Genomic DNA, 21,446 nt, shown 5'->3' on the forward strand with positions numbered 1-21,446 from the left:
ATTAACATTACATCACAAAAGTATTTCGCGAATGTTATCTGAATGTTAAGAGGATAGTTCCTAATATTATTTTAATGTTAATTAACTATTCCCATTTAAAAGTTTTTACGGCTACTGTATAGATAACCACACCCCATATCAACAATACTAACAACTGGTGAGTAACATCGCCCAGCCCGGCACCTTCAAATGCTACCTTGCGCATAGCATCATTAAGATAAGTTAAAGGTAAAATGCGGCTTAAAGGCTGTAGCCAGGCCGGGAAATTATCAATAGAAAAAAAAGTGCCCGACAGCAGGAATTGCGGCAACGTGATTATGTTGGCTATTGGCGGCACAGAGCTTTCGTTTTTGGCGATGCCGGATACCGTGAAGCCAAAACCCATAAACACAATTAACCCGATGACCGACAGTATCAGCATGTTGATTACCGTTACCGCGCCATGCACCAGCGTAAAGCCAAAAGCAAAGTGGCCGATAAGGATGATAAACAGCGCCCCGATCAGCGAGAAGCAGATACGTGCCAGCGCCTCGCCCAATACAATACTTGCCCTTTTAACCGGCGTAGCAAAAAAGCGCTTGATAACTAAGGTGATGCGCAGGCTCAGGAACACGAATGCCGTACCAAACACCCCTGTACTTAGCAATGAAAAGCCCAACTGGCCAGGTAAAATAAAATCAATGGTTTTGTACGCACGGCCTGTCATGGTGCTTTCGCGAACTTCAGCCATTTGAAAACCAGCGGCGGCACGGGCGGCAGCATCGGCATCACCGCCAGAACGACCTGCCAGCACTTGCTGCATAAATTTTATATTCACCTCATTTTTTATATTGGTGATTATCGATTTAAATATCTCGCCTTTGGCAGATGATGTGGTATAGTTTACATTAACGGTGTAAGGAGCATTGCCGGATGTGAGACGCATTTTACCATCGCCGGTTTTAACGTAGTTGTTCGATCTGATTTGCAATACCGCATCCAAACTACCTTTTGATAGGTTTTGATTAAGCGATGGGGTGTCCAACCCTTTGTGGAGTTTGATAATGGATGTTTGTTCAAGCGCTTTATAGATCGGGTTAGCGGTATCCGTTCCCGGCGCTACGCCAACATCAACCTTTACACCGCCGCCACCAATAAAGCCGAATACCAAAATAAATATCAGCGGGAACGCCAGCGTAAAAACCACCGACGACGGGCTGCGCAGGATTGACCGTAAACTCGCCTTTGCAATGGCCAGCGTGGCCCCAACATGATTGTATTTACTCATAAACCTCACCCCAACCCCTCTCCGGGGGAGAGGGGCTTTTTAATGTATCTTGATTAATATTGTTATATAACTAATTACTGCAAACCGTCAACTATCAACTAAAAACTGCTACCGCCACTGCAACTACTACTATTAAACTACCCTCTCCACTCTTTGCCTGTCAAATCGATGAACACATCTTCCAGCGTGGCGGCTTTTACTTCTTTTTTACGTTCAAAACCGGATGCTACCAGCTTGTCGACAAAATTGTCGGGCGTATCAATGCCTACAATCTTGCCGCCGTCAACAAACGCTACACGGTCGCAAAGCACTTCGGCCTCATCCATATAATGGGTGGTGATTACAACGGTAGTTCCGCTGTCGCGAATCTTAATGATCAGGTCCCACAAATTACGGCGCGCCTGCGGATCAAGCCCTGTAGTGGGCTCATCCAGAAATATGATGCGTGGATTATTAATAAGCGTAGTAGCGATGGAAAACCGCTGCTTTTGTCCGCCCGAAAGTTGTTTGTATTTGGCCTTGGCTTTGTCCGTAAGTGCTACCATCTCCAGCATCTCCAAAGGCTTTTTGCTGATGCCGTATAAGCCGGAAAAAAGCTCGATCAGTTCCGAGAGATTGAGGTTAGGGTAATAGCCTGCCGCCTGTAATTGTACGCCAATGCGCTGTTTAATGCTTTCGGCATCCGTATCAACCGAAAAACCGTCTACAATGATCTCTCCCGAAGTTTTATCGCGTAGGGTTTCAATGATTTCGAGCGTGGTGGTTTTACCCGCGCCATTTGGCCCAAGCAGACCGAATATTTCTCCCTCGTAAACCTCAAAACTTATATCCCTTACAGCTTGAAAATCACCGTAGTTTTTAACCAGGTTTTTTACGCTGATAATAGGCTGTTTTTCCATGCTGTAAAAATGGCACAGATTATTGATATTCTCACAATTTTTTAACTCAATTGACGGAATTTTTACAGCGGAGGATATTGCTAATTATTATACTGTCATTTCGACGAGGTACGAGGACAAATCGTCCGCTTCGCCAATGAACGCGTGCAGATTTCTCGCTATCGCTCGAAATGACAGTTTATTTTATCATGCTCTTTTACCGCTTGGCCTTGCACCGCTCATGCCGCTGCTGCCGCCTTTGGCTTTGTTGTTGCCTCCGCGGGTGTTGTTATTACGGCGCCTGTTGTTGCGTTGCTTTTCGGCTGATGATGGTTTGTTGTGATGCGGCTGCTTCTTCAGGTCCTGCAAAATACGTTCTTGCGAAGTAAGCTGCGCCAAAGGGTGAGGATGCGAATCATTAACCGGCACTTTTACACCGATCAGCTTTTCAATATCCTTCAGGTACTCCTTTTCTTCCTCATCGCAAAATGAGATGGCTTTACCGCTTGCGCCCGCACGCCCGGTACGGCCTATACGGTGCACGTAAGTTTCGGGTATGTTTGGCAATTCGTAGTTAATTACGAAGGCCAGTTCGTCAATATCAATACCGCGGGCGGCAATATCGGTAGCTACCAGCACACGCGTAGTGTGTGCCTTAAAATTGTTAAGCGCGCGTTGCCTTGCGTTCTGTGATTTATTACCGTGGATAGCCTCGGCAGTAATGCCTGCCTTATTCAAATCCTTTACCACCTTGTCGGCGCCATGCTTGGTACGGGTAAACACCAGTGCGGTAACGATAGATTTATCCTGCAAAACAAAATTCAGCAAGCTCTTTTTATCGCCTTTGGCAACAAAGTACATTTCCTGCTGTATAGTTTCGGCGGTTGATGATACCGGGGTAACCTCAACACGTTCTGGCTTGTTCAAAATGCTATCGGCCAGTTGCTGTATTTCCTTAGGCATCGTGGCTGAAAAGAACAGCGTTTGCCTTTTGGCCGGCACTTTAGCAATGATCTTTTTAACATCATGCACGAAGCCCATATCCAGCATACGGTCGGCTTCATCCAATATGAGCATTTGTATGTGGTCAAGGTGCACAAAGCGCTGGTTCATCAGGTCGAGCAACCGGCCCGGCGTTGCAACCAAAATGTCCACGCCTTTTTTCAAAGCATCAGTTTGCGGGTTTTGCGATACCCCACCAAATATCACCAGGTGCTTTAGGCCGGTATGTTTGCCGTAAGCGGCAAGGCTATCGCCAATTTGTATGGCCAGCTCGCGGGTTGGCGTGAGTATTAGTGCCTTTATGGTTTTTTGTTCGCGGTGCTGCTGGCGCTGCTGGTAAAGCAGTTGCAGTGTGGGTATGGAAAAGGCGGCCGTTTTACCTGTACCGGTTTGCGCACAACCCAGCAAATCCTTTTTTTGCAGGATGATGGGTATTGATTGCGCCTGTATAGGTGTAGGTGTGGTGTAACCTTCGGTTTGTAAAGCCTTTAATATAGGATCAATTAAATTAAGTTGCTGAAATGACATGTATTGTAAATTATTTGCTGGCTGTTTTTAATTTTAAGCCATGATGTAGGCGATATGCCTTGTAAACGAGCGGGTATTCAATTTCAGCAAAGATACAATTAATTATTCAACATAACTTTTATTGTCGGCCAGCTGGTTTTTATGCCTGATGATGTAACGTATTTTACAAATCAGCGTCTATTGTGTAATTGCGCAAGCTTTTTGTGCTGAGCGCTCCTGCTTTTTTAATTATATCGATATATTTATATTCTAATTAATTAACTGTTTATGACCTTGAAATTTATCAAACATTTATCGTTAAGTGTTACAGGGCTGCTTTTTGCCTTGTGCGCTGTGGCGCAGCCCAAGCTGCCCGAAGGCTATTTCTGGAAAAAACTTCCTAACGGCCTCGAAGTAGTGGTAATTGAGAACAGCAAAGTTCCGTTGGCTACTATTGAAATTGCTGTAAAGAATGGTGCCTATACCGAAGGGCCGGAATACAGCGGACTATCTCATTTATTTGAGCACATGTTCTTTAAAGCCAATAAGGATTATCCAAACCAAGAGAAATTCCTGAAACGTACCCAGGAGCTTGGCGCAATATGGAACGGCACCACCGACGTAGAGCGCGTAAACTACTTTTTTACTTTTGACCGTGATAGTTTAAAAGCCGGTTTAAAATTCATGAACGCGGCCATCCGGTTCCCTATTTATCGCGAGGAGGATATGACCAAGGAGCGCCCCGTTGTTGACGGTGAGTTTCAGCGAGCCGAGAGCAGCCCGTATTTCCAGCTTTGGTATGAAGAACAGAAAAAGCTTTGGGGTGACCTGGTAACTCGCAAAAACCCTATAGGCGACCACGAAGTGATCAACACCGCCACCCCGGCAAAAATGATGATCATTAAAGATAAATACTACCATCCAAATAACAGCCTGCTGGTAATTTGCGGCGATGTTAAGCATGATGCAGCCTTCAGCCTGGCCGAAAGCATTTTTGGCGACTGGGCATCAAGTGGTTTTGATCCGCACACCAAGTACCCTATCCCGGCGTTTAAGCCACTTACTAAGGATGAGTTTTTTGTAAAAGAATCAAGCATAGCCAAAGCACCGGCAATGATGTACTCATGGCATGGCCCATCATATCGTACTGATTCTGCCGCTACTATTGCCGCCGATGTATTCTCGACCATTGTAGGTTTAAACTCATCAAAACTACAGCAGGCATTGGTTGATAAGGGTTTGGCGTCGTCAGTTGATGTTAACTACAGCACCTGCCGCTATGTAGGCCCTATCAGCGTGAGCATTGAACCAACCAGTCCCGAAAAAATTAAGGAATGCCACGAGGTATTGATGAAACAGATTGCCCAATGGGACAAAGCTGATTACTTTACCGACGAGCAACTGAAAGATGCTAAAGCCATTATGCTGCGCAACAATCTTCGCCGTCAGGAAAAACCATCGTCGCTGGCCAGCCAGTTAACTTACCAGTGGTGTAGTACATCGTTAAATTACTTTACTAATCTGGATGATAACTACCAGAAAGTAACCCGCCAGGATATCAAGAATTATATTGATAAATACATCATCGGCAAGCCAAAGGTAGCAGGCGTTATACTGCAACCGGAAGCGAGTAAACAATATAATGTAGCTTCGTTTTTTGTAGCTAAGTAAACCTTAAATTTTATTACGATGAAGAAATACCTATTTGCAATACTGGTTGCTTCGGCAGCAATATATACACAACCGGCATCGGCACAGGATGATGCCTACGAGATGATGGTGAGTGGCGTAAAAGTAATAGTACAACCTACCAAGAACGAAATAGTGGAAGTACAAACCGTTATTAAGGGCGGTGTACAAAACTACACGCCTCAACGCATAGGCATTGAGTCGCTGGCCATGACAGCGCTTACCGAGTGCGGTACCGACAAGCGCGACAAGAACAGTTTTAAAAATGAACTGGATAAAGTTAGCGCACAGGTTTATGGTTATGCTGCCAAAAACTATTCGGTTATCCGCATGAACTGTTTAAAAGGCGATTTTGATACCGTTTGGCCGCTTTACGTTGAGGCCATGACGGAGCCTAAGTTTGACGCGACAGAATTTGACCGCATTAAAAAAGTGGCCATCACACGTTTAAAATCAGAACAATCGCAGCCTGATGTGGCTATTGACAAATTTGCCGACAGCATAGCCTTTAAAGGCCGTAACTACGCTAAAGATCCTTCGGGTAGTGTGGCCACGCTGAGCAAGCTTGGCCCGCAGGAAACCAAGGCTTATTATGAGTCGGTTTTCACCAAATCGCACCTGCTGATTGTGGTTGTTGGTAACGTAGAGCGTTCGGTTATTGAAAGTAAGGTAAAAGCCATGCTGGGTGGTGTAAAACAAGGCGCTCCTTATGCCTTTAAAAAAGAGTTTTTCCGCCCCTATAAAAACACGTTTAATGCCGAGGCGCGCGAACTGGCAACCAATTATGTTGAGGGTGTAACCAGCGGCCCGCTGCCTGGCGCGCCCGACTATGATGCATTTAGCGTGGCCATGCGTATTTTCGCCAACCGCCACTTTCTGGATGTACGTACCAACAACGGCTTGTCATACGCGCCGCAATCCTGGTTTAGCGCCGGTGCTACTTCAGCAGCCAGATTCTCCGTATCAACCACCCAGCCTGATAAATACATAGCCGTGTTTGATAAACTGGTTGACAAAATCAGAACTGAAGGCTTTAAGCCGGATGAAGTAGCAGACATGAAGGTTACTTACCTCACCGGTTTTTACTATAAAAACGAAACCAACAGCGCGCAGGCATCATCCATCGTTTCAAACGAAGTTCTGTTCAACAACTGGAAACGATCATTAACCATGATGGCTGACATTAAGAAGCTAACGCTTACTGATGTAAATAACGCCTTCCGTAAATACATTGGTAACACCATCTGGGTTTACCAGGGCGATCCAAAAAAGGTTACCCCAACGTTGTTCATCAACGGTTCGCTTAAGAAGGCGGATAACCCGGTAAGTCATTAATACATCTCACTATCCGAAAAGAAAATGCCTGCGAAAGCGGGCATTTTTTGTTCAGTGTGATATGGTAAAACTTAATATACCGCAAACCTGTTGTTTTGTAAACAAATACCATGAAAAAAGGAGATACCGTACATTGGAACTGGGGCAGCAGCGAAGCTGAAGGAAAAATTGAAAAGAAGCACACCGGCAAGGTAGAAAAGACCATTAAAGGCAGCAAGATAACCCGTAACGCTACTAAAGACAACCCTGCCTACGAAGTAAAGCAGAAGGACGGCAGCAAGGCGCTTAAGTCAGAAAGCGAACTAAAAAAGGGCGGTAAATAGTTTTTTGGCAAAAATTTTATGAAACCGGGAATGCAAATACTAAATAATAACTAACAAACACCATTGATGTTAATAAGTTAATAATGATATTTGCATCCCTCAAAAAATATAGATAGCTTTAGATGAATATAATAGCGCCTGAAAAAATGAAACGCCTTATTGCTTTGTTTAGCAACAAGTTCTTCCTGGTAACGGTTGCTTTTGTGGTGTGGATGACTTTTTTTGACACCAATGATTTATTATCCCGCTACGAATATCATCAGCAACTAAATAAGCTTGAGCAGGAACGCGATTTTTATAAAACTGAAACCGACAAGGTTACCAAAGACCTTGACGAACTGAACTCAGATCCCCGCCACCTCGAAAAATTTGCCCGCGAAAAATACCTCATGAAAAAAGAAAATGAGGATGTTTACATGGTGAGTAAGGAAGCTAAAGAGGAATAGTTTTTACTTTTTGACTTTTTTCGTTTCGAACAAGGTGCGAGGAGAAATCTGTCGAATGATTATGAACATGTACAGATTTTATAGAAAACGTTAACGGAATAAAAGCATAAACCAATCATATTCTGTAACTCCGGCCTTTTAATTCTCGGGTAGCACTAATGAAGCACTGGCTTTCATAGAAAATTAAACAGCCGGCGATTTTTTTTCTTTTGTTCGTACAAAAGAAGTTTAGGACAGGTAATGAACTATTAAGGTTTGTGCTCGGTTTGAAAGATTTACTTTAATGAAAGTTAGTCTGCTCTTGGGCGCAGAGCCCAATTACTTTGTCTTAGACACAAAGTAACCAAAAGTCAAGGCAGAAAAAACCTTCTGCCCACATGCCATACTCCCTGGCCCGGTTTTCTGCCAGTCCTACGCGCTTTTTCACAAAATCACGTTAGTATAATCACCCGTGTCCCCGTGTACCAATAAATCCAAATATCTTTAAGAGATTGCTTCACTATCGTTCGCAATGACGTAGTTATTAGAAGTCCTATATCTCGGGGAGGATTAGGAAGGGTTGTACAACGGAAAATCCATCCGCCTTAATATTGAACGCGTGCAGATTTCTCGCTACCGCATCGAAATAGAAATAATCATATCCCCAACACTTGCTTTAACTTAGCATAACCGGTTTTACTTACCGGTATCTTGGCGCCTGATTTTAGAATGGCCAGGTGCGAGTCCTTTTCATATGGATCGATACGGGTTATCTCGGCAACGCTTAATATATATGAACGGTGCACACGTACAAACTGCGAAGCATCGAGCGTTTGCTCAAAGAAGCTCATGGTCTTGTTTTTCAGGTAAGCGCCTTCTTCGGTTATGATGCTTACGTAATCGTCATCAGCCTGCAGGTATAAAATATCCCGCACCGGGATGATCTTCACCTTAGTGCCTGTCTTTACCACAATGCGCTCGTGCTGTGCCTGCGCCTGGGCAACATCCTCAAGTAATTTCTCAGTTTTGGCAACAGGCTTATTATCCGCGGCTGAAAGAGCGAGATATTTTTCGATGGCTTTATGGAAACGCTCTTTGCTGAAGGGTTTTAATAAATAATCTATCGCGTGCGCTTCAAAAGCTTTGATGGCGTATTCGTCAAACGCGGTAGTAAATATTACCGATGGTGGCTGATCAACCAATTCGAGCATTTCAAAGCCGGTAATTTTGGGCATCTGCACATCCAGGAATATAAGGTCGGGCTTGTGCTGCTGTATGGCCTTTAAACCTTCAAAGCCATCGCCGCACTCCTGTATAAGTTCTATCCTATCCTTAAAATCAAGCAAATACTCCATTACAACCATCCGTGCCAATGGCTCATCATCAATAATTAATGCGCGTTTCATCCCTGTGGTACCTTTATAATGGTTGTAAATATATTATCATTTGCATGAGTTTCCATCAAATCGTTACGTGCAAATAATAAATATAACCGGCGCTGTACCCCACGCAGCCCGAAACCGGTGCCCTGCTTAGGGCGCGATGTTTGCGGGTCGTAAGGGTTTTGCACCATCAGTACCAGGTAATTATTGTCCATTTCGCCGCGTATGCTGATGGTTACTTCTCCGGTTGTGTCATACAATCCAAACTTAATGGCGTTCTCTACAATTGGCTGCAATAGCATGGCCGGCATAATGGCTTCGCCGCAGTTACGGTCGCAGCTTATTTCGGTTTGCAGGCGGTGCCCAAAGCGTACTTTCTCTATTTCCAGATACAGGTTCAGGTGCCCCAGTTCTTCATTCAGAGTTATGCGCTGCTGATCGTCCTTTCGCAATGTGCCTCGCAAAAAGTCTGATAGCTGGTGGATCATTTTCCGGGCCTGGTCAGGCTTAAAGCCAATAAGCGCATTAATAGAGTTAAGGCTATTAAATAAAAAGTGCGGCTGCAACTGCTGACGCAGGTTGTACAATTCGGCATCCCGGGCCAGGCTTTCGGCTTCGTTACGGCGTTTTTCGGTCTCCTTTTGATCGAGCTGCGAAAACCAGATGGCACTCAGCATAGCCATCCAGCCGATAGCTAAAAAGTTAGTGAACAGGCGGATAATAAGCGATTGCTGTAAGAAGTTAACGTACACCTCGCCCGGTTTTAATAAAGGCAGCAGGTAACGCGCGCCGGCGGCGCAAATACCGGCCAGCGCCACGCACCAAATAAAGAGGTTAATGTAGCTACCCCTGCCCGGCTGGTAATAACGCAGGTTGTTGTTAATTAGCCAGCAAGCGCCGCAAAGCAGCAACGAGCTGCCCACGCCATCAACAATGGCCATATACCAATCGAACCCAAAGCTATGTATAACATAGGTTTGCAGCCCTGCCCAGGCAACGCCTCCTATGGCAATAGCCATGTATACGCGTGATATTTCTGCTTTAGAGATAGCCAAAACTTTGCTCTGTTATCAGGTTAATTATTTACAGCTAACAAAGCCGATTTATGATGAGCCCAGGCAATGTACAGGTCGGCATCGGGCGCCTCATGTATCTGGTAATGCAGTTCGGCGCCATCGGTAAGGCCGTTAATCGGGTTTACTTCAGTAACATCAACAAACTGCCAGCGTACCATTTGCTTTTGGGCATTGGTAAAGCTATCCTGGATATCAATGCCGATGCTGCTGGCTTTTTTAAAAGCCGCGTGCTCGTTATCGGCGTTAATAAGGCGCAATTGCTCGTCAAACTGAGCGGGGTGGTTACCATCGCCGCTAATTATTCTGAAGATGAGTTTTGTTACGTACCAGTTCATATCGGTTAATAGTTAAAGCGTATATAATTGCGAGGTTTGTTTTAAAATGTTTAGAAGCTGCGTATCTCGATACCGGCAAAAATACTCACCCCTTTGATGATCAGCACTTTGTCATTACTAATGGTAGTAGTATGGCGCATGCGCTTATCATCAACCCCGGCAAACACAGCCGATACATCAGAGATTACATGCCAGTGCGGCGGAACAATAAGCTTGGTAGCACCAAACACCTGCGTTACCTCTATCATCACATGGCCTTTTATGTCGGCTCTGCTCATATCTATCTCGCTGCCGCCAAAAATGTTCACGATCTCGCCACCGCGAAAATCCTTTGAGAAAACAATTTTGTCTACACCACCAAATAAAGCGGTAGCATCTAATACATCATCAGTATAAACTTTGCCCTTTACTGTAAATGGTTCATTTGGCGTTTCCGTCTTGGGTTGTTCGGCAATCACCGGTTGTTCAGGCTCAGGGGTTATGCGGTAATCAACTACAGGTTCAGGCGTAAAAGGCGGCGGGGTTGATGTTGGCGCACCAAAATCAACCGGTTGTTTTTTGCTACCGCGATTAAATTTTTCCCATTCGGCAGCATCGTGCTTATTGTTGCGGCGCAGTATCATCCAAATACCAAATGCAATAAACATTACCGGCCATATTACACCGCTACCATCAATATTATAACTATCCAGTGCTTCATTTGCCATAAAGGCTAAACCTAAACCAACCAGCACGAACCAGCTCGATTTTTGAAAGTTGCTGCGGGCACCAATGTACAAGCCCGGTATAATTAACCATAGCGGCCAGCTGAATAACCAGCCCGGGAATAACATTATATCCAACTGACGGATGAGCAGCACACCACCCAGCATCAACAAGATCACGCCGGCGATGGCTTTGCCGTTGCGTGGTTGTTTTTTATATTCTATATTATTGCTCATGTTAGTATCTCTCCAATTATTTGATGGTATAAAACTACTATAACATTTATAACGGGCAAACCCCAATTGGGTGGCGTAAGGTAACAACTCGGTAAACGCGGTACTTTTGGCGGTGAAAATTCCGGAAAGTAAAATTCAAGGCACAAAAAAAGCGGCCGGTAGTTAACCGGCCGCCGTATATTTTAACTCGATCTGCTTATTTCATCAGCTCAATAAAATCATCAAAAAGGTAGCGTGAATCGTGCGGACCAGGTGATGATTCCGGGTGATACTGCACCGAAAACGCCTTTTTATCTTTTACACGAATGCCTTCGATAGATTGATCGTTCAGGTTAACGTGGGTGATCTCCACTTTCTCTGATGCCCTTACAGCTTCCTGCACCACGCCAAAGCCGTGGTTTTGCGAAGTAACCTCGCAATGATCTTTAATAATATTTTTTACCGGGTGGTTTAAGCCACGGTGACCGTTGAACATTTTTTTGGTCGGGATATCATTAGCCAAAGCCAATAATTGGTGACCAAGGCAGATGCCGAACATTGGTTTATCAGCAGCTAAAATTTCCTTTACTGTATCAACCGCGTAAGGCATAGCTGCCGGATCGCCGGGGCCATTTGAAATGAAGTAACCGGTTGGCGCAAAATCCTTTTCCATTTCTTCAAATGATGTTTTTGCAGGATATACCTTGGCATACACATCGCGGTCGGCGAAGTTGCGCAGGATGTTCTTTTTCACACCCAGGTCAAGCACGGCTACGCGGTAAGGCGCATCCTCTTTACCAAATGTATAAGTTTCGGTAGTTGATACCTGTGAAGATAATTCCAGGCCGTCCATTGACGGTACTTCGGCTAACTTAGCTTTCAGCTCGTCAACATTTAAAATTTCTGATGAAATGATGGCATTCATGGCACCTTTATCACGAATGTGGCGCACCAGTTGGCGGGTATCAATGTCAGATATACCTACAATGTTCTGTTCCTGGAAATAATCCTGGATAGATTCATCGGCCTGTTTACGGCTGTAGGCAATGTTATAGTTTTTACAAACCAAACCTGCAATCTGTATTTTTTCTGATTCAACCTCCTCGCCGCTGATGCCATAGTTACCTATGTGGGCGTTGGTGGTTACCATAATTTGTCCGAAATAAGATGGATCGGTAAAAATTTCCTGGTAGCCGGTCATACCGGTGTTAAAACAGATCTCGCCGGTGGTGGTTCCGATCTTTCCGGCTGCTTTGCCATGAAAAACTGTACCGTCAGCCAGTAATAATACAGCCGGTAATTTGGTGTAGTTGGTCATTATAAAATAAATTAAATGATTTAAAAACCCGGTTTGCCTGGTGCGACGCGCCGATGAAACTTAAAGAAACATTGAAGTAAGGCACTTCCATTTTCACGCCGCAAAGATAGGGCAAAACAGTGTAATTTTAAAGTATGTTTTTGCATTTTTTAATATTTGAATAATGGCTTGTTAACAACGTATTAATGATGAAGAACTGCTATGCAATTACCTGTTTGCCTTAACATTGCAATCGGTATATAAAAAGCGCTGTACATTTATATACCTTTGCCTCAAAATCAGCAAGCTCATGTCTGTTAATAAAGAGATAAAACGCGTAACCACGCGCACCGTACAGGAGATGAAGTTGAGGGGCGAAAAAGTATCCATGCTTACCGCTTACGATTACTCATTAGCCACCATTGTTGATGATGCCGGGGTTGATATTATACTTGTTGGCGACTCGGCATCGAACGTGATGGCTGGCCACGAAACCACCCTGCCTATTACGCTTGATCAGATGATCTATCATGCGGCGTCGGTAGTACGTGCCGCCAAACGCGCTTTGGTTGTGGTGGACCTGCCTTTTGGCTCTTACCAGGGCAACTCAAAAGAGGCACTGAACTCGGCCATCCGCATTATGAAAGAAGCAGGCGCGCACGCAGTAAAAATTGAAGGCGGCGTTGAGATAGCCGAATCAGTTACCCGCATACTCACAGCCGGTATACCGGTGATGGGACATCTTGGCTTAACGCCGCAATCGATTTATAAATTTGGCACTTACACTGTAAGGGCGAAGGAAGAAGCTGAAGCGCAAAAACTGCGCGAGGATGCTGCCAAACTGCAGGAGCTTGGTTGTTTTGGCGTAGTGTTAGAAAAAATACCGGCCCAGTTAGCAAAAGAAGTTACCGAAAGCCTGAGCATACCAACTATTGGCATAGGTGCAGGCCAGCATTGCGACGGCCAGGTGTTGGTTATACATGATATGCTGGGCATTAACAAGGGTTTTAAGCCGCGCTTTTTACGCCAGTATGCCAGTTTATATGATGTAATGAACGATGCCATAAAGAGCTATGTTAGCGACGTAAAATCGTCAGACTTTCCGAACGAAAAGGAACAGTATTAGTGATTGGTGAGCAGTGTATTAAGCTACAAATAACTTATTTGCTCCGCCAACATATTTTATAAAATGCTGTTTAAAATAATATGAGCGAACCTATTACCGACTACGATATTTTATACGAGGATAATCACCTGATTGCCGTTAATAAGCGCGCGGGTGACATTGTGCAGGTGGATGAGACGGGCGATGAGCCGCTTGACGAAAAGGTAAAAAAATACATTGCCGAAAAATACAACAAACCCAACGGCGCTTTTTTAGGTGTTGTTCATCGTTTAGACAGGCCGGTGAGCGGCGTTATCCTGTTTGCCAAAACCAGCAAAGCTTTAGACAGGATGAACCAACTGTTTAAAACCCGCCAGATACGCAAAACCTACTACGCTGTGGTGCGCAATAAACCCGAACCTGAATATGGCGATCTGGTACACTGGCTGGTAAAAAACCAGCAGAAGAATGTTACTAAAGCGCACGGGCATGAAGTACCCGGCAGTATGCGCTCAGAATTACATTACCGCCTGGCTGGCGAGGCCAATGGCTATTACCTGATAGAGGTTAACCCCATAACTGGCCGCCCGCATCAGATCAGGGTACAACTATCTACCCTAAATTGCCCTATAGTTGGCGATAATAAATACGGCTATCCACGCGGCAGTCTGCGCAGGAGCATAAGCTTGCATGCCCGCAAACTGCAATTTATCCACCCGGTAAAAAATGAGCCAGTAGAAATCAAAGCCCCGCTACCAAAGGATGGTTTTTGGGACAAGTTTGCACATTTGATGGAGTAAGGTATTGATAATAAATATTTAAATTTGATAATTACTTAATACCTCTGAAAAATGAATTTACAATATATATCAGACAGTACAGGCCAAACCACCGGCGTATTTATACCAATACAAGAATGGAATGAGCTAAAAAGTAAATACAAAGGAATTGATGATGAGGAAACGAATATTCCGGGTTGGCATATCGATGTAGTACGTGAACGTTTGGCTAACAAAGAAAATCCAATAGATTTTGATGAAGCTATGGACGATATTGAGCGAAATCTGTAATGTATAAAACCCTCATTCTGCCATCCGCCAAAAATGATATTGAGGAAGCGACGATTTGGTATAACAAAAAGCAAAAAGGATTAGGCGTAAAGTTTACGAGCTACGTTCGGCAAAAAATAGCTCTTATTAAGCAAGAGCCTTTTATAGCCTCAACAAGATATGACAATGTTAAAACCGCGGTTTTAGACACTTTTCCGTTCATGATTCACTATTTATTAAACGAGAATGAAAAAGTAATCATTATCATAGCTGTATTTCATACCAGTCGAGATCCGAAAATCTGGAAACGAGATTCCCAATAAATAAAAATGCCCCGTTTTTCCACGGGGCATTTCTATTTAAACATACCGCTTATTTCAAGCTTGACATGTCGATGACAAACCGATATCGTACGTCATTTTTTAGCATACGTTCGTAAGCTTCGTTGATATAGTCGATGTTGATCACTTCAACGTCTGACACTATGCCATTCTCAGCGCAATAGTCCAGCATTTCCTGGGTTTCTTTGATGCCGCCGATCATACTGCCCGCTAATCTGCGGCGTTTGCCTATCAGATTGAATGCCGATACCTGTGGCGCTTCCGGCGGAATACCCACCAGTACCATGGTGCCATCAAGTTTCAGCATTTGCAGGTAAAAATCATACTCGTGCTGTGCCGAGATGGTGTTCAATATAAAATCGAATGTGTTGGCAACTTCCTTAACTTCATCTTCGTTTTTAGTAACTACAAAGTGGTGAGCACCCAGTTTCAAAGCGTCTTCCTTTTTCGAGGCCGATGTACTTAAAACTGTAACTTCGGCGCCTAAGGCTACGCCAAACTTAACCGCCATATGGCCTAATCCACCTAAGCCTACAACGGCGATCTTGTGGCCTTTGCCAATTTTCCAGGTCATTAACGGAGAGTAGGTAGTAATGCCGGCACAAAGTAAAGGGGCTACTCCTTCAAGCGGCAACTTGTCGGATATATGCAGGGCATAATTTTCGTCAACCACGATCTGGTCTGAATACCCGCCGTAGGTTGGCGTGCCATCTTTGTAACGACTGTTATACGTGCCTACCATACCAAAATCACAGTACTGCTCTTCACCGGCCAGGCAGCTCGGGCAGTGGCGGCACGAGTCGACAAAACAACCTATACCGGCAGTTTCGCCCACTTTAAACTTAGTAACGGCATCACCTACTTTGATAATTTTACCTACAATCTCATGGCCTGGTACCATCGGGAATTTTGATCCGCCCCACTCATCACGTACCTGGTGAATATCGGAGTGGCAAACACCGCAGTATTGTATCTCAATCTGGATATCATTTGGCCCTACATCCTGGCGCTCCAATTGAAATGGAGCCAATGGGGCACTTGCTGCCTTTGCAGCATAAGCTTTTGTTGCAATCATATTAGTGGTGGTATTTTATAAAAGAAAACAAAAGTAGGTGCATATGTTTTGGCATTGATAATGGAAAAGTAATATTTACGTTCTTGCAAAGCGGCCAGCCTTAATAACGGCTTACCACAATAAATTTGTTACTTTTGAACGCATAAATCACCAATGAAGCGACCAGGCATATTATTTATTGCAGCATTCATCACCATCTGCTTGTATAACTCATGCAAAAAAGATGATCCTACCAACATACGCAACCTGTTTACCGCCGGGCCATGGGAACTGGCTTCTTTACAGGTGTTTAACTACGTAGGCACAACGCTGGACGAAACGGATACATTGAATACCGACTGCGATAAAAAACAGATATTCCGCTTTAACGACGATAACACCTGTACTTACAGTAACTACGACTGCCTGGACCAGGCGCCAACCGGCACATGGTCATTATCGCGCGACAGGCTTTACCTGCTATCAGACATTTTGGTTGACACGGCCGCTACTGACACCGGCTCGATAGCTTCCGGTAGTTTACGCCCTTTTACCAATACTAAAATTGTTAACCTGGGGCAATACTCCATGGTACTGCAAACCGGCGATTTCCAGGAAACCAACCAGCCTAACCGGGCACGCAGGGTGGTGCAGTACAGCTTTATACGCCAAAGAAATAACTAACTATAGCAAACAATATGTTCAAAATTTTATATTTGAACATATTGTAGCACTAAAATACTCTGCACTTTGAAAAAACGTATAGCTATTTTCGCCTCCGGATCAGGTTCAAATGCTCAAAAAATAATGGAGCATTTTAAACGGCATAACGACGCCGAAGTGGCCATTATACTTACCAACAATCCGCAGGCTTATGTGCTGCAACGTGCCGACAACTTCGAGATACCCTCACACGTTTTTACCCGTAAGGAGTTTTACGAAACCGATGAAGTGATACGCCTGCTCAAAAACCTTAATATTGATATTATAGTACTTGCCGGTTTTTTATGGCTGGTGCCGCAATCACTGTTAAAGGCATTCCCTAATAAGATCATCAACCTGCACCCTGCCCTGCTACCTAAATACGGCGGCAAAGGCATGTATGGCGATAATGTACATAAAGCTATTCTGGCTGATGGTGAAGACGAATCAGGAATTACCATCCACTTTGTAAACGAGAATTTTGACGAAGGCGAAATCATCCACCAGTCACGATTTAAAATTGAGCCGGATGATACCCTCGAAATAGTAAAATTTAAAGGCCAGCAACTGGAACATCATCATTTTCCGCGCGTAGTTGAAAATTTATTGAAGAAGATGAAGAGCTGAGGGGTTGGTGAGTCATGTTTACGCGCTGTTGAGTTAAATAGAATATTTCCAAAGCTGTTTATACATGGGCGTTGACATTACAAAATGAAATTTTAAGTATTTTCAAAAATACTCTTGTTATACTCACTAACAAACCGATTATGAGATGCCAATTATTATAAATATAAATGATTCTGACTTGGCGGGGTTTAACGACCAAGCGAAGCAGGAGTTAGAATTAAGTGTAAAAACTTTTTCAGATGATTTAATCGCGGAAGCAAATAGAATAGAATCTTCTGTTAATTCCACCTCGCAGGGTCCAGAAATTACAAGTAGCATTGTTAGAGATGCTAAAGTTTTAATAAGGCACAAAATCAGTAAGCCCAAAAAGCATATTGGATCAATTATATTAAAAATCGCTGCCAGTGTCTTTAGTTTGATTGCTGGAACCATGTATCAAAAAGAAAATTTACAGAATACAATTTATTTAGTCTTGTATATTATTGTAATAGCCCTTGCGATTTTATTAACAACGTTAACCGTTATAAAAGAAAATTAAATGGAAGATAACAACCAAATTGAGTATAGGAAGTATTTGGATGACATTAGCCATGAACTTACTTACTTATATCGGAAGAAAAATAAGATAAAGCTAATATTAAGATTGTATAGTTTTATTGGAATTTTAACTGCTGTTATAGCAATAATATATTTTGTAATTTCTTATTATAAATTCAATATAACAAATACTCAAAGAATTGCTTTAATGTCTGCCGGTGTAGGGCTATTACTCTCATTAATGTCAAAATTTTATACAAATCTGATAGAAGAAAGAGAAAAGGAACAGAAGGCGAGAACAATCGAATTAAACAAAATTTCACGTTTTATATTAAGTTGGGCAACTTTGGAGAGAACCATTTATTCAATTCTCGAGAGACATGAACCTGATATTAGTAAATTTGGAATAAAAAGAAACATTCGTTTACTTTTTGAAGAAGAAATAATTTCAGACAGAGAATTTATAAATCTTGAAAGAGCTTTAGATTTAAGGAACAAAATCGTACACGGACAAACTTTATCAGCGACTGAAGAACTCGATAAATATTCTGGACAGGTTGATGAGATAATAGATAAGATTTTAATTTCGTCAAAAAAAACGACCAACTAATATAAATAGCTATTTAGAAAAGCCTCATCAATATCAATGAATTTATCATCCTTATGTTTCTCAAAATAATGCTCCAACTCAGCTCTTGTTGCAGGCTAACCAATGCCAAAAGCTAAAGCCTGGGCATCAAGTTCAACAAAGTCGGATTGCTTTTCAACCTCTAAACCCAGTTCTTTTCCCAGCTTTAGCAGCAACTCGGTTTTGCTATCCGAGTCAGATTTTATGATTACAGTGGTCATGACACTAAATTACTAAAAATTCTTAAACTAATCTCTAACCACCAACCTCTAATCACTAAAAATCACTACCTTTGCGGCTTAAAATTCGCAGTAGTACATGAGCAATTCCGTTCAAATAAAAAACGCTTTAATTTCAGTCTATTACAAGGATAATCTTGAGCCGATAATTCACGAGTTAAACAGGCTTGGGGTAACCATTTATTCAACCGGTGGTACCGAAAGCTTTATTCGTAACCTCGGTGTTAACGTAGTAGCTGTTGAAGACCTTACCTCCTATCCATCCATCCTGGGTGGCCGTGTAAAAACGCTTCACCCCAAAGTATTTGGTGGCATTTTAGCCCGCCGCAGCTTTGAAAGCGACGAACAACAACTTGCCCAGTACGACATTCCGCAGATTGACCTGGTAATTGTTGACCTGTACCCGTTTGAAGAAACCGTACAATCAGGCGCCGGGCAAGAGGATGTGATCGAGAAGATCGACATCGGTGGTATCTCATTGATCCGTGCCGCAGCCAAAAACTTTAAGGATGTGGTTATCGTAGCCTCAAAAGATGATTACGGCACCTTAGAGAACATCTTGAAAACCCAGGACGGACAAACCAATATTGATCAGCGCCGTGCTTTTGCCCGTAACGCTTTCAACATATCATCACATTACGATACCGCTATCTTCAATTACTTTAACGAGGAAGACCCATTGCCGGTATTTAAACAAAGCATACAAACCAGCCAGGTGTTACGCTACGGCGAAAACCCGCATCAGCAAGGCACTTTTTATGGTAATCTTGATGCTATGTTTACCAAATTGCACGGTAAGGAATTATCATACAACAACCTGGTTGATGTTGATGCCGCCGTTGCTTTGATAGATGAATTTACCGAGCCTACCATTGCTATACTTAAACATACTAACGCCTGTGGCGTGGCTACCCGCTCATTTATTAAAGAAGCGTGGATAGATGCCCTGGCCTGCGATCCGGTATCAGCTTTTGGTGGTGTTATTATAGCTAACGAAGAGATTGACGCCGCTACTGCCGAAGAAATCAGCAAAATATTTTACGAAGTATTGATAGCACCTGCTTATACTGACGAAGCGGTGAGCATTTTGCAATCAAAAAAGAACCGCATCATACTGGTTCGCCAGCGCACCGAACTACCTGTTAAACAATTTAAAACACTGCTTAACGGTGTAATTGAGCAGGATAAGGATGCCGTTATTGAAGGCCCTGAGCAAATGAACGCGGTTACCAACCGTAAACCGAATGAGCACGAGTTGAAGGACCTGTACTTTGCCAATAAAATTGTTAAGCATACAAAATCAAACACCATCGTCTTCGCCAAAAACAACCAGTTGATGGCAAGCGGTGTGGGCCAAACTTCAAGGGTTGACTCATTGAGGCAAGCCGTACTTAAAGCCCATAGCTTTGGCTTTGATTTAAATGGCGCGGTAATGGCATCAGATGCGTTCTTCCCATTCCCGGATTGCGTGGAACTGGCGGCTGAGGCTGGCATTACAGCAGTACTGCAACCAGGTGGCTCAATTAAAGATCAGGACTCGATAGATATGGCTAACCAGAAAAACATTTCGATGGTTACCACTGGTGTACGCCACTTTAAACATTAATTAACGCAACACAATAATCATCATAATTTGACGCTTTAAAGTACAACTAAATTAGTGTAGTTTTATAATCAGCAAATTATTTGAAGAAAAGAGCAAATGGGCCTGTTTAACTTTTTTACCCAAGAGATAGCGATAGATTTAGGCACAGCGAATACGCTGATCATACATAATGATAAGGTTGTTGTTGATGAACCATCAATAGTAGCGTTTGACCGCAAAACCAACAAGGTGATAGCCATTGGGCGCCAGGCCATGCAAATGGAAGGTAAAACCCACGATAATATACGTACCATCCGCCCGCTGAAAGACGGTGTAATTGCCGACTTTGATGCTGCCGAGTACATGATACGCGGCATGATCAAGATGATCAACTCGGGCAAGGGCTGGTTCTTCCCGTCGTTGCGTATGGTTATCTGTATCCCTTCGGGTATTACCGAGGTGGAGAAACGTGCGGTACACCAGTCGGCCGAGCGTGCCGGTGCCAAAGAGGTTTACCTGATACACGAGCCAATGGCAGCCGCTGTAGGTATCGGTATTGACGTTGAGGAGCCGATGGGCAACATGATCATCGATATAGGTGGTGGTACTACCGAGATCGCTGTTATCGCACTTTCAGGTATCGTGTGCGATCAGTCTATCCGTGTAGCGGGCGATAACTTTGATGCTGATATAGTACAGTACATCCGTCGTCAGCACAATATCATGATTGGTGAGCGTACTGCCGAAAAGATCAAGATAGAGGTTGGCGCGGCATTACCTGAACTAACCGATCCTCCAGGCGATTTCGCCGTACAAGGCCGTGATTTGATGACCGGTGTGCCTAAGCAGATCATGGTATCTTATACCGAGATAGCGCATTGTCTTGATAAGTCAATTTCTAAAATTGAGGAAGCTATTTTAAAAGCCCTGGAGATAACACCTCCTGAGCTTTCAGCCGATATTTATCAAACCGGTATCTATCTTACAGGTGGTGGCGCCTTACTGCGCGGACTTGATAAACGTGTGGCCGCTAAAACCAAGCTGCCGGTTCACGTTGCCGAAGACCCGCTGCGCGCCGTAGTACGCGGTACCGGTACTGCCCTTAAAAACATAGGCAACTTTAAGTTTTTAATGCAATAAATT

Annotated in this window: 24 protein-coding genes; 14 read left to right on the plus strand and 10 right to left on the minus strand. The window is 43.6% G+C overall.

Features of this window, described 5'->3' with window-relative positions:
* Positions 1 to 85 precede the first annotated feature (85 nt).
* From LT679_RS14575 to LT679_RS14585, 3 genes are all read right to left on the minus strand, one after another.
* Complete coding sequence (locus LT679_RS14575; RefSeq protein WP_232178338.1) at positions 86 to 1,267, minus strand: ABC transporter permease; 1,182 nt, start codon at positions 1,265 to 1,267, stop codon at positions 86 to 88.
* A 137-nt stretch (positions 1,268 to 1,404) separates the two neighbouring features.
* Positions 1,405 to 2,166 carry an ABC transporter ATP-binding protein gene (locus LT679_RS14580; RefSeq protein WP_232178339.1) on the minus strand — a complete coding sequence of 254 codons (762 nt, stop codon included), beginning with the start codon at positions 2,164 to 2,166 and terminating at the stop codon, positions 1,405 to 1,407.
* Positions 2,167 to 2,352: 186 nt separating this feature from the next.
* Positions 2,353 to 3,675: a DEAD/DEAH box helicase gene (locus LT679_RS14585; protein ID WP_232178340.1), complete on the minus strand. Its 1,323-nt coding sequence runs from the start codon at positions 3,673 to 3,675 to the stop codon at positions 2,353 to 2,355.
* Between the two features lie 267 nt (positions 3,676 to 3,942).
* Between LT679_RS14585 and LT679_RS14590 the strand changes: the two genes are divergently transcribed.
* The 4 genes from LT679_RS14590 (at position 3,943) to LT679_RS14605 (ending at position 7,447) form a co-directional block, all read left to right on the plus strand.
* Positions 3,943 to 5,325 (plus strand): M16 family metallopeptidase, encoded by a 1,383-nt coding sequence (locus LT679_RS14590; RefSeq protein WP_232178341.1) that lies wholly within the window; start codon positions 3,943 to 3,945, stop codon positions 5,323 to 5,325.
* 18 nt (positions 5,326 to 5,343) lie between these two features.
* Positions 5,344 to 6,678, plus strand: a complete 1,335-nt coding sequence (locus LT679_RS14595; RefSeq protein ID WP_232178342.1) for a M16 family metallopeptidase — start codon at positions 5,344 to 5,346, stop codon at positions 6,676 to 6,678.
* Positions 6,679 to 6,788: 110 nt separating this feature from the next.
* Positions 6,789 to 7,001, plus strand: coding sequence for a hypervirulence associated TUDOR domain-containing protein (locus LT679_RS14600; RefSeq protein WP_232178343.1), 213 nt, complete (start codon positions 6,789 to 6,791; stop codon positions 6,999 to 7,001).
* Positions 7,002 to 7,147: 146 nt separating this feature from the next.
* Entirely contained in the window at positions 7,148 to 7,447 is a 300-nt protein-coding gene (locus LT679_RS14605; protein ID WP_232178344.1) for an FtsB family cell division protein, read from the plus strand.
* Between the two features lie 635 nt (positions 7,448 to 8,082).
* Here LT679_RS14605 and LT679_RS14610 read toward each other — a convergent pair.
* From LT679_RS14610 to carA, 5 genes are all read right to left on the minus strand, one after another.
* The gene (locus LT679_RS14610; RefSeq protein WP_232178345.1) at positions 8,083 to 8,832 is read right to left on the minus strand and encodes a LytR/AlgR family response regulator transcription factor; all 750 of its coding nucleotides are present in this window, start codon (positions 8,830 to 8,832) and stop codon (positions 8,083 to 8,085) included.
* The gene (locus LT679_RS14615) at positions 8,829 to 9,863 is read right to left on the minus strand and encodes a sensor histidine kinase (protein WP_232178346.1); all 1,035 of its coding nucleotides are present in this window, start codon (positions 9,861 to 9,863) and stop codon (positions 8,829 to 8,831) included. The genes LT679_RS14610 and LT679_RS14615 overlap by 4 nt, the downstream gene beginning before the upstream one ends.
* Positions 9,864 to 9,883: 20 nt before the next feature.
* Positions 9,884 to 10,219, minus strand: coding sequence for a DUF4288 domain-containing protein (locus LT679_RS14620; protein ID WP_232178347.1), 336 nt, complete (start codon positions 10,217 to 10,219; stop codon positions 9,884 to 9,886).
* Positions 10,220 to 10,269: 50 nt separating this feature from the next.
* The gene (locus tag LT679_RS14625) at positions 10,270 to 11,160 is read right to left on the minus strand and encodes a LiaF transmembrane domain-containing protein (RefSeq protein ID WP_232178348.1); all 891 of its coding nucleotides are present in this window, start codon (positions 11,158 to 11,160) and stop codon (positions 10,270 to 10,272) included.
* Between the two features lie 196 nt (positions 11,161 to 11,356).
* A complete protein-coding gene (gene carA / locus LT679_RS14630) occupies positions 11,357 to 12,457 on the minus strand; it encodes a glutamine-hydrolyzing carbamoyl-phosphate synthase small subunit (RefSeq protein WP_232178349.1) in 1,101 nt (366 codons plus the stop codon).
* 289 nt (positions 12,458 to 12,746) lie between these two features.
* On the opposite strand from carA, the gene panB reads away from it, so the two are divergent.
* From panB to LT679_RS14650, 4 genes are all read left to right on the plus strand, one after another.
* A complete protein-coding gene (panB, locus tag LT679_RS14635; RefSeq protein ID WP_232178350.1) occupies positions 12,747 to 13,562 on the plus strand; it encodes a 3-methyl-2-oxobutanoate hydroxymethyltransferase in 816 nt (271 codons plus the stop codon).
* Positions 13,563 to 13,642: 80 nt separating this feature from the next.
* Positions 13,643 to 14,341: an RluA family pseudouridine synthase gene (locus LT679_RS14640; protein WP_232178351.1), complete on the plus strand. Its 699-nt coding sequence runs from the start codon at positions 13,643 to 13,645 to the stop codon at positions 14,339 to 14,341.
* A 51-nt stretch (positions 14,342 to 14,392) separates the two neighbouring features.
* Positions 14,393 to 14,611 (plus strand): hypothetical protein, encoded by a 219-nt coding sequence (locus LT679_RS14645; RefSeq protein ID WP_232178352.1) that lies wholly within the window; start codon positions 14,393 to 14,395, stop codon positions 14,609 to 14,611.
* The gene (locus LT679_RS14650; protein WP_232178353.1) at positions 14,611 to 14,913 is read left to right on the plus strand and encodes a type II toxin-antitoxin system RelE/ParE family toxin; all 303 of its coding nucleotides are present in this window, start codon (positions 14,611 to 14,613) and stop codon (positions 14,911 to 14,913) included. The genes LT679_RS14645 and LT679_RS14650 overlap by 1 nt, the downstream gene beginning before the upstream one ends.
* Positions 14,914 to 14,962: 49 nt before the next feature.
* Here the strand turns inward: LT679_RS14650 and LT679_RS14655 are convergent, their stop codons facing one another.
* A complete protein-coding gene (locus tag LT679_RS14655; protein WP_232178354.1) occupies positions 14,963 to 16,006 on the minus strand; it encodes an NAD(P)-dependent alcohol dehydrogenase in 1,044 nt (347 codons plus the stop codon).
* Positions 16,007 to 16,159: 153 nt separating this feature from the next.
* Between LT679_RS14655 and LT679_RS14660 the strand changes: the two genes are divergently transcribed.
* From LT679_RS14660 to LT679_RS14675, 4 genes are all read left to right on the plus strand, one after another.
* Positions 16,160 to 16,669, plus strand: a complete 510-nt coding sequence (locus LT679_RS14660; RefSeq protein WP_232178355.1) for a hypothetical protein — start codon at positions 16,160 to 16,162, stop codon at positions 16,667 to 16,669.
* Between the two features lie 66 nt (positions 16,670 to 16,735).
* Positions 16,736 to 17,314: a phosphoribosylglycinamide formyltransferase gene (gene purN / locus LT679_RS14665; protein WP_232178356.1), complete on the plus strand. Its 579-nt coding sequence runs from the start codon at positions 16,736 to 16,738 to the stop codon at positions 17,312 to 17,314.
* 145 nt (positions 17,315 to 17,459) lie between these two features.
* Complete coding sequence (locus LT679_RS14670; RefSeq protein ID WP_232178357.1) at positions 17,460 to 17,852, plus strand: hypothetical protein; 393 nt, start codon at positions 17,460 to 17,462, stop codon at positions 17,850 to 17,852.
* Entirely contained in the window at positions 17,853 to 18,461 is a 609-nt protein-coding gene (locus LT679_RS14675; protein WP_232178358.1) for a hypothetical protein, read from the plus strand.
* Between the two features lie 95 nt (positions 18,462 to 18,556).
* Here LT679_RS14675 and LT679_RS14680 read toward each other — a convergent pair whose 3' ends face one another.
* Positions 18,557 to 18,700, minus strand: a complete 144-nt coding sequence (locus LT679_RS14680; RefSeq protein ID WP_232178359.1) for a hypothetical protein — start codon at positions 18,698 to 18,700, stop codon at positions 18,557 to 18,559.
* Between the two features lie 97 nt (positions 18,701 to 18,797).
* Between LT679_RS14680 and purH the strand changes: the two genes are divergently transcribed.
* Together purH and LT679_RS14690 are read left to right on the plus strand one after the other, a co-directional pair.
* Positions 18,798 to 20,324, plus strand: a complete 1,527-nt coding sequence (purH, locus tag LT679_RS14685) for a bifunctional phosphoribosylaminoimidazolecarboxamide formyltransferase/IMP cyclohydrolase (protein WP_232178360.1) — start codon at positions 18,798 to 18,800, stop codon at positions 20,322 to 20,324.
* A gap of 96 nt (positions 20,325 to 20,420) precedes the next feature.
* The gene (locus LT679_RS14690) at positions 20,421 to 21,443 is read left to right on the plus strand and encodes a rod shape-determining protein (RefSeq protein ID WP_194100907.1); all 1,023 of its coding nucleotides are present in this window, start codon (positions 20,421 to 20,423) and stop codon (positions 21,441 to 21,443) included.
* Positions 21,444 to 21,446: the final 3 nt, after the last annotated feature.

The organism is Mucilaginibacter roseus, assembly GCF_021215455.1.
Classification (GTDB): Bacteria; Bacteroidota; Bacteroidia; order Sphingobacteriales; family Sphingobacteriaceae; genus Mucilaginibacter; species Mucilaginibacter roseus.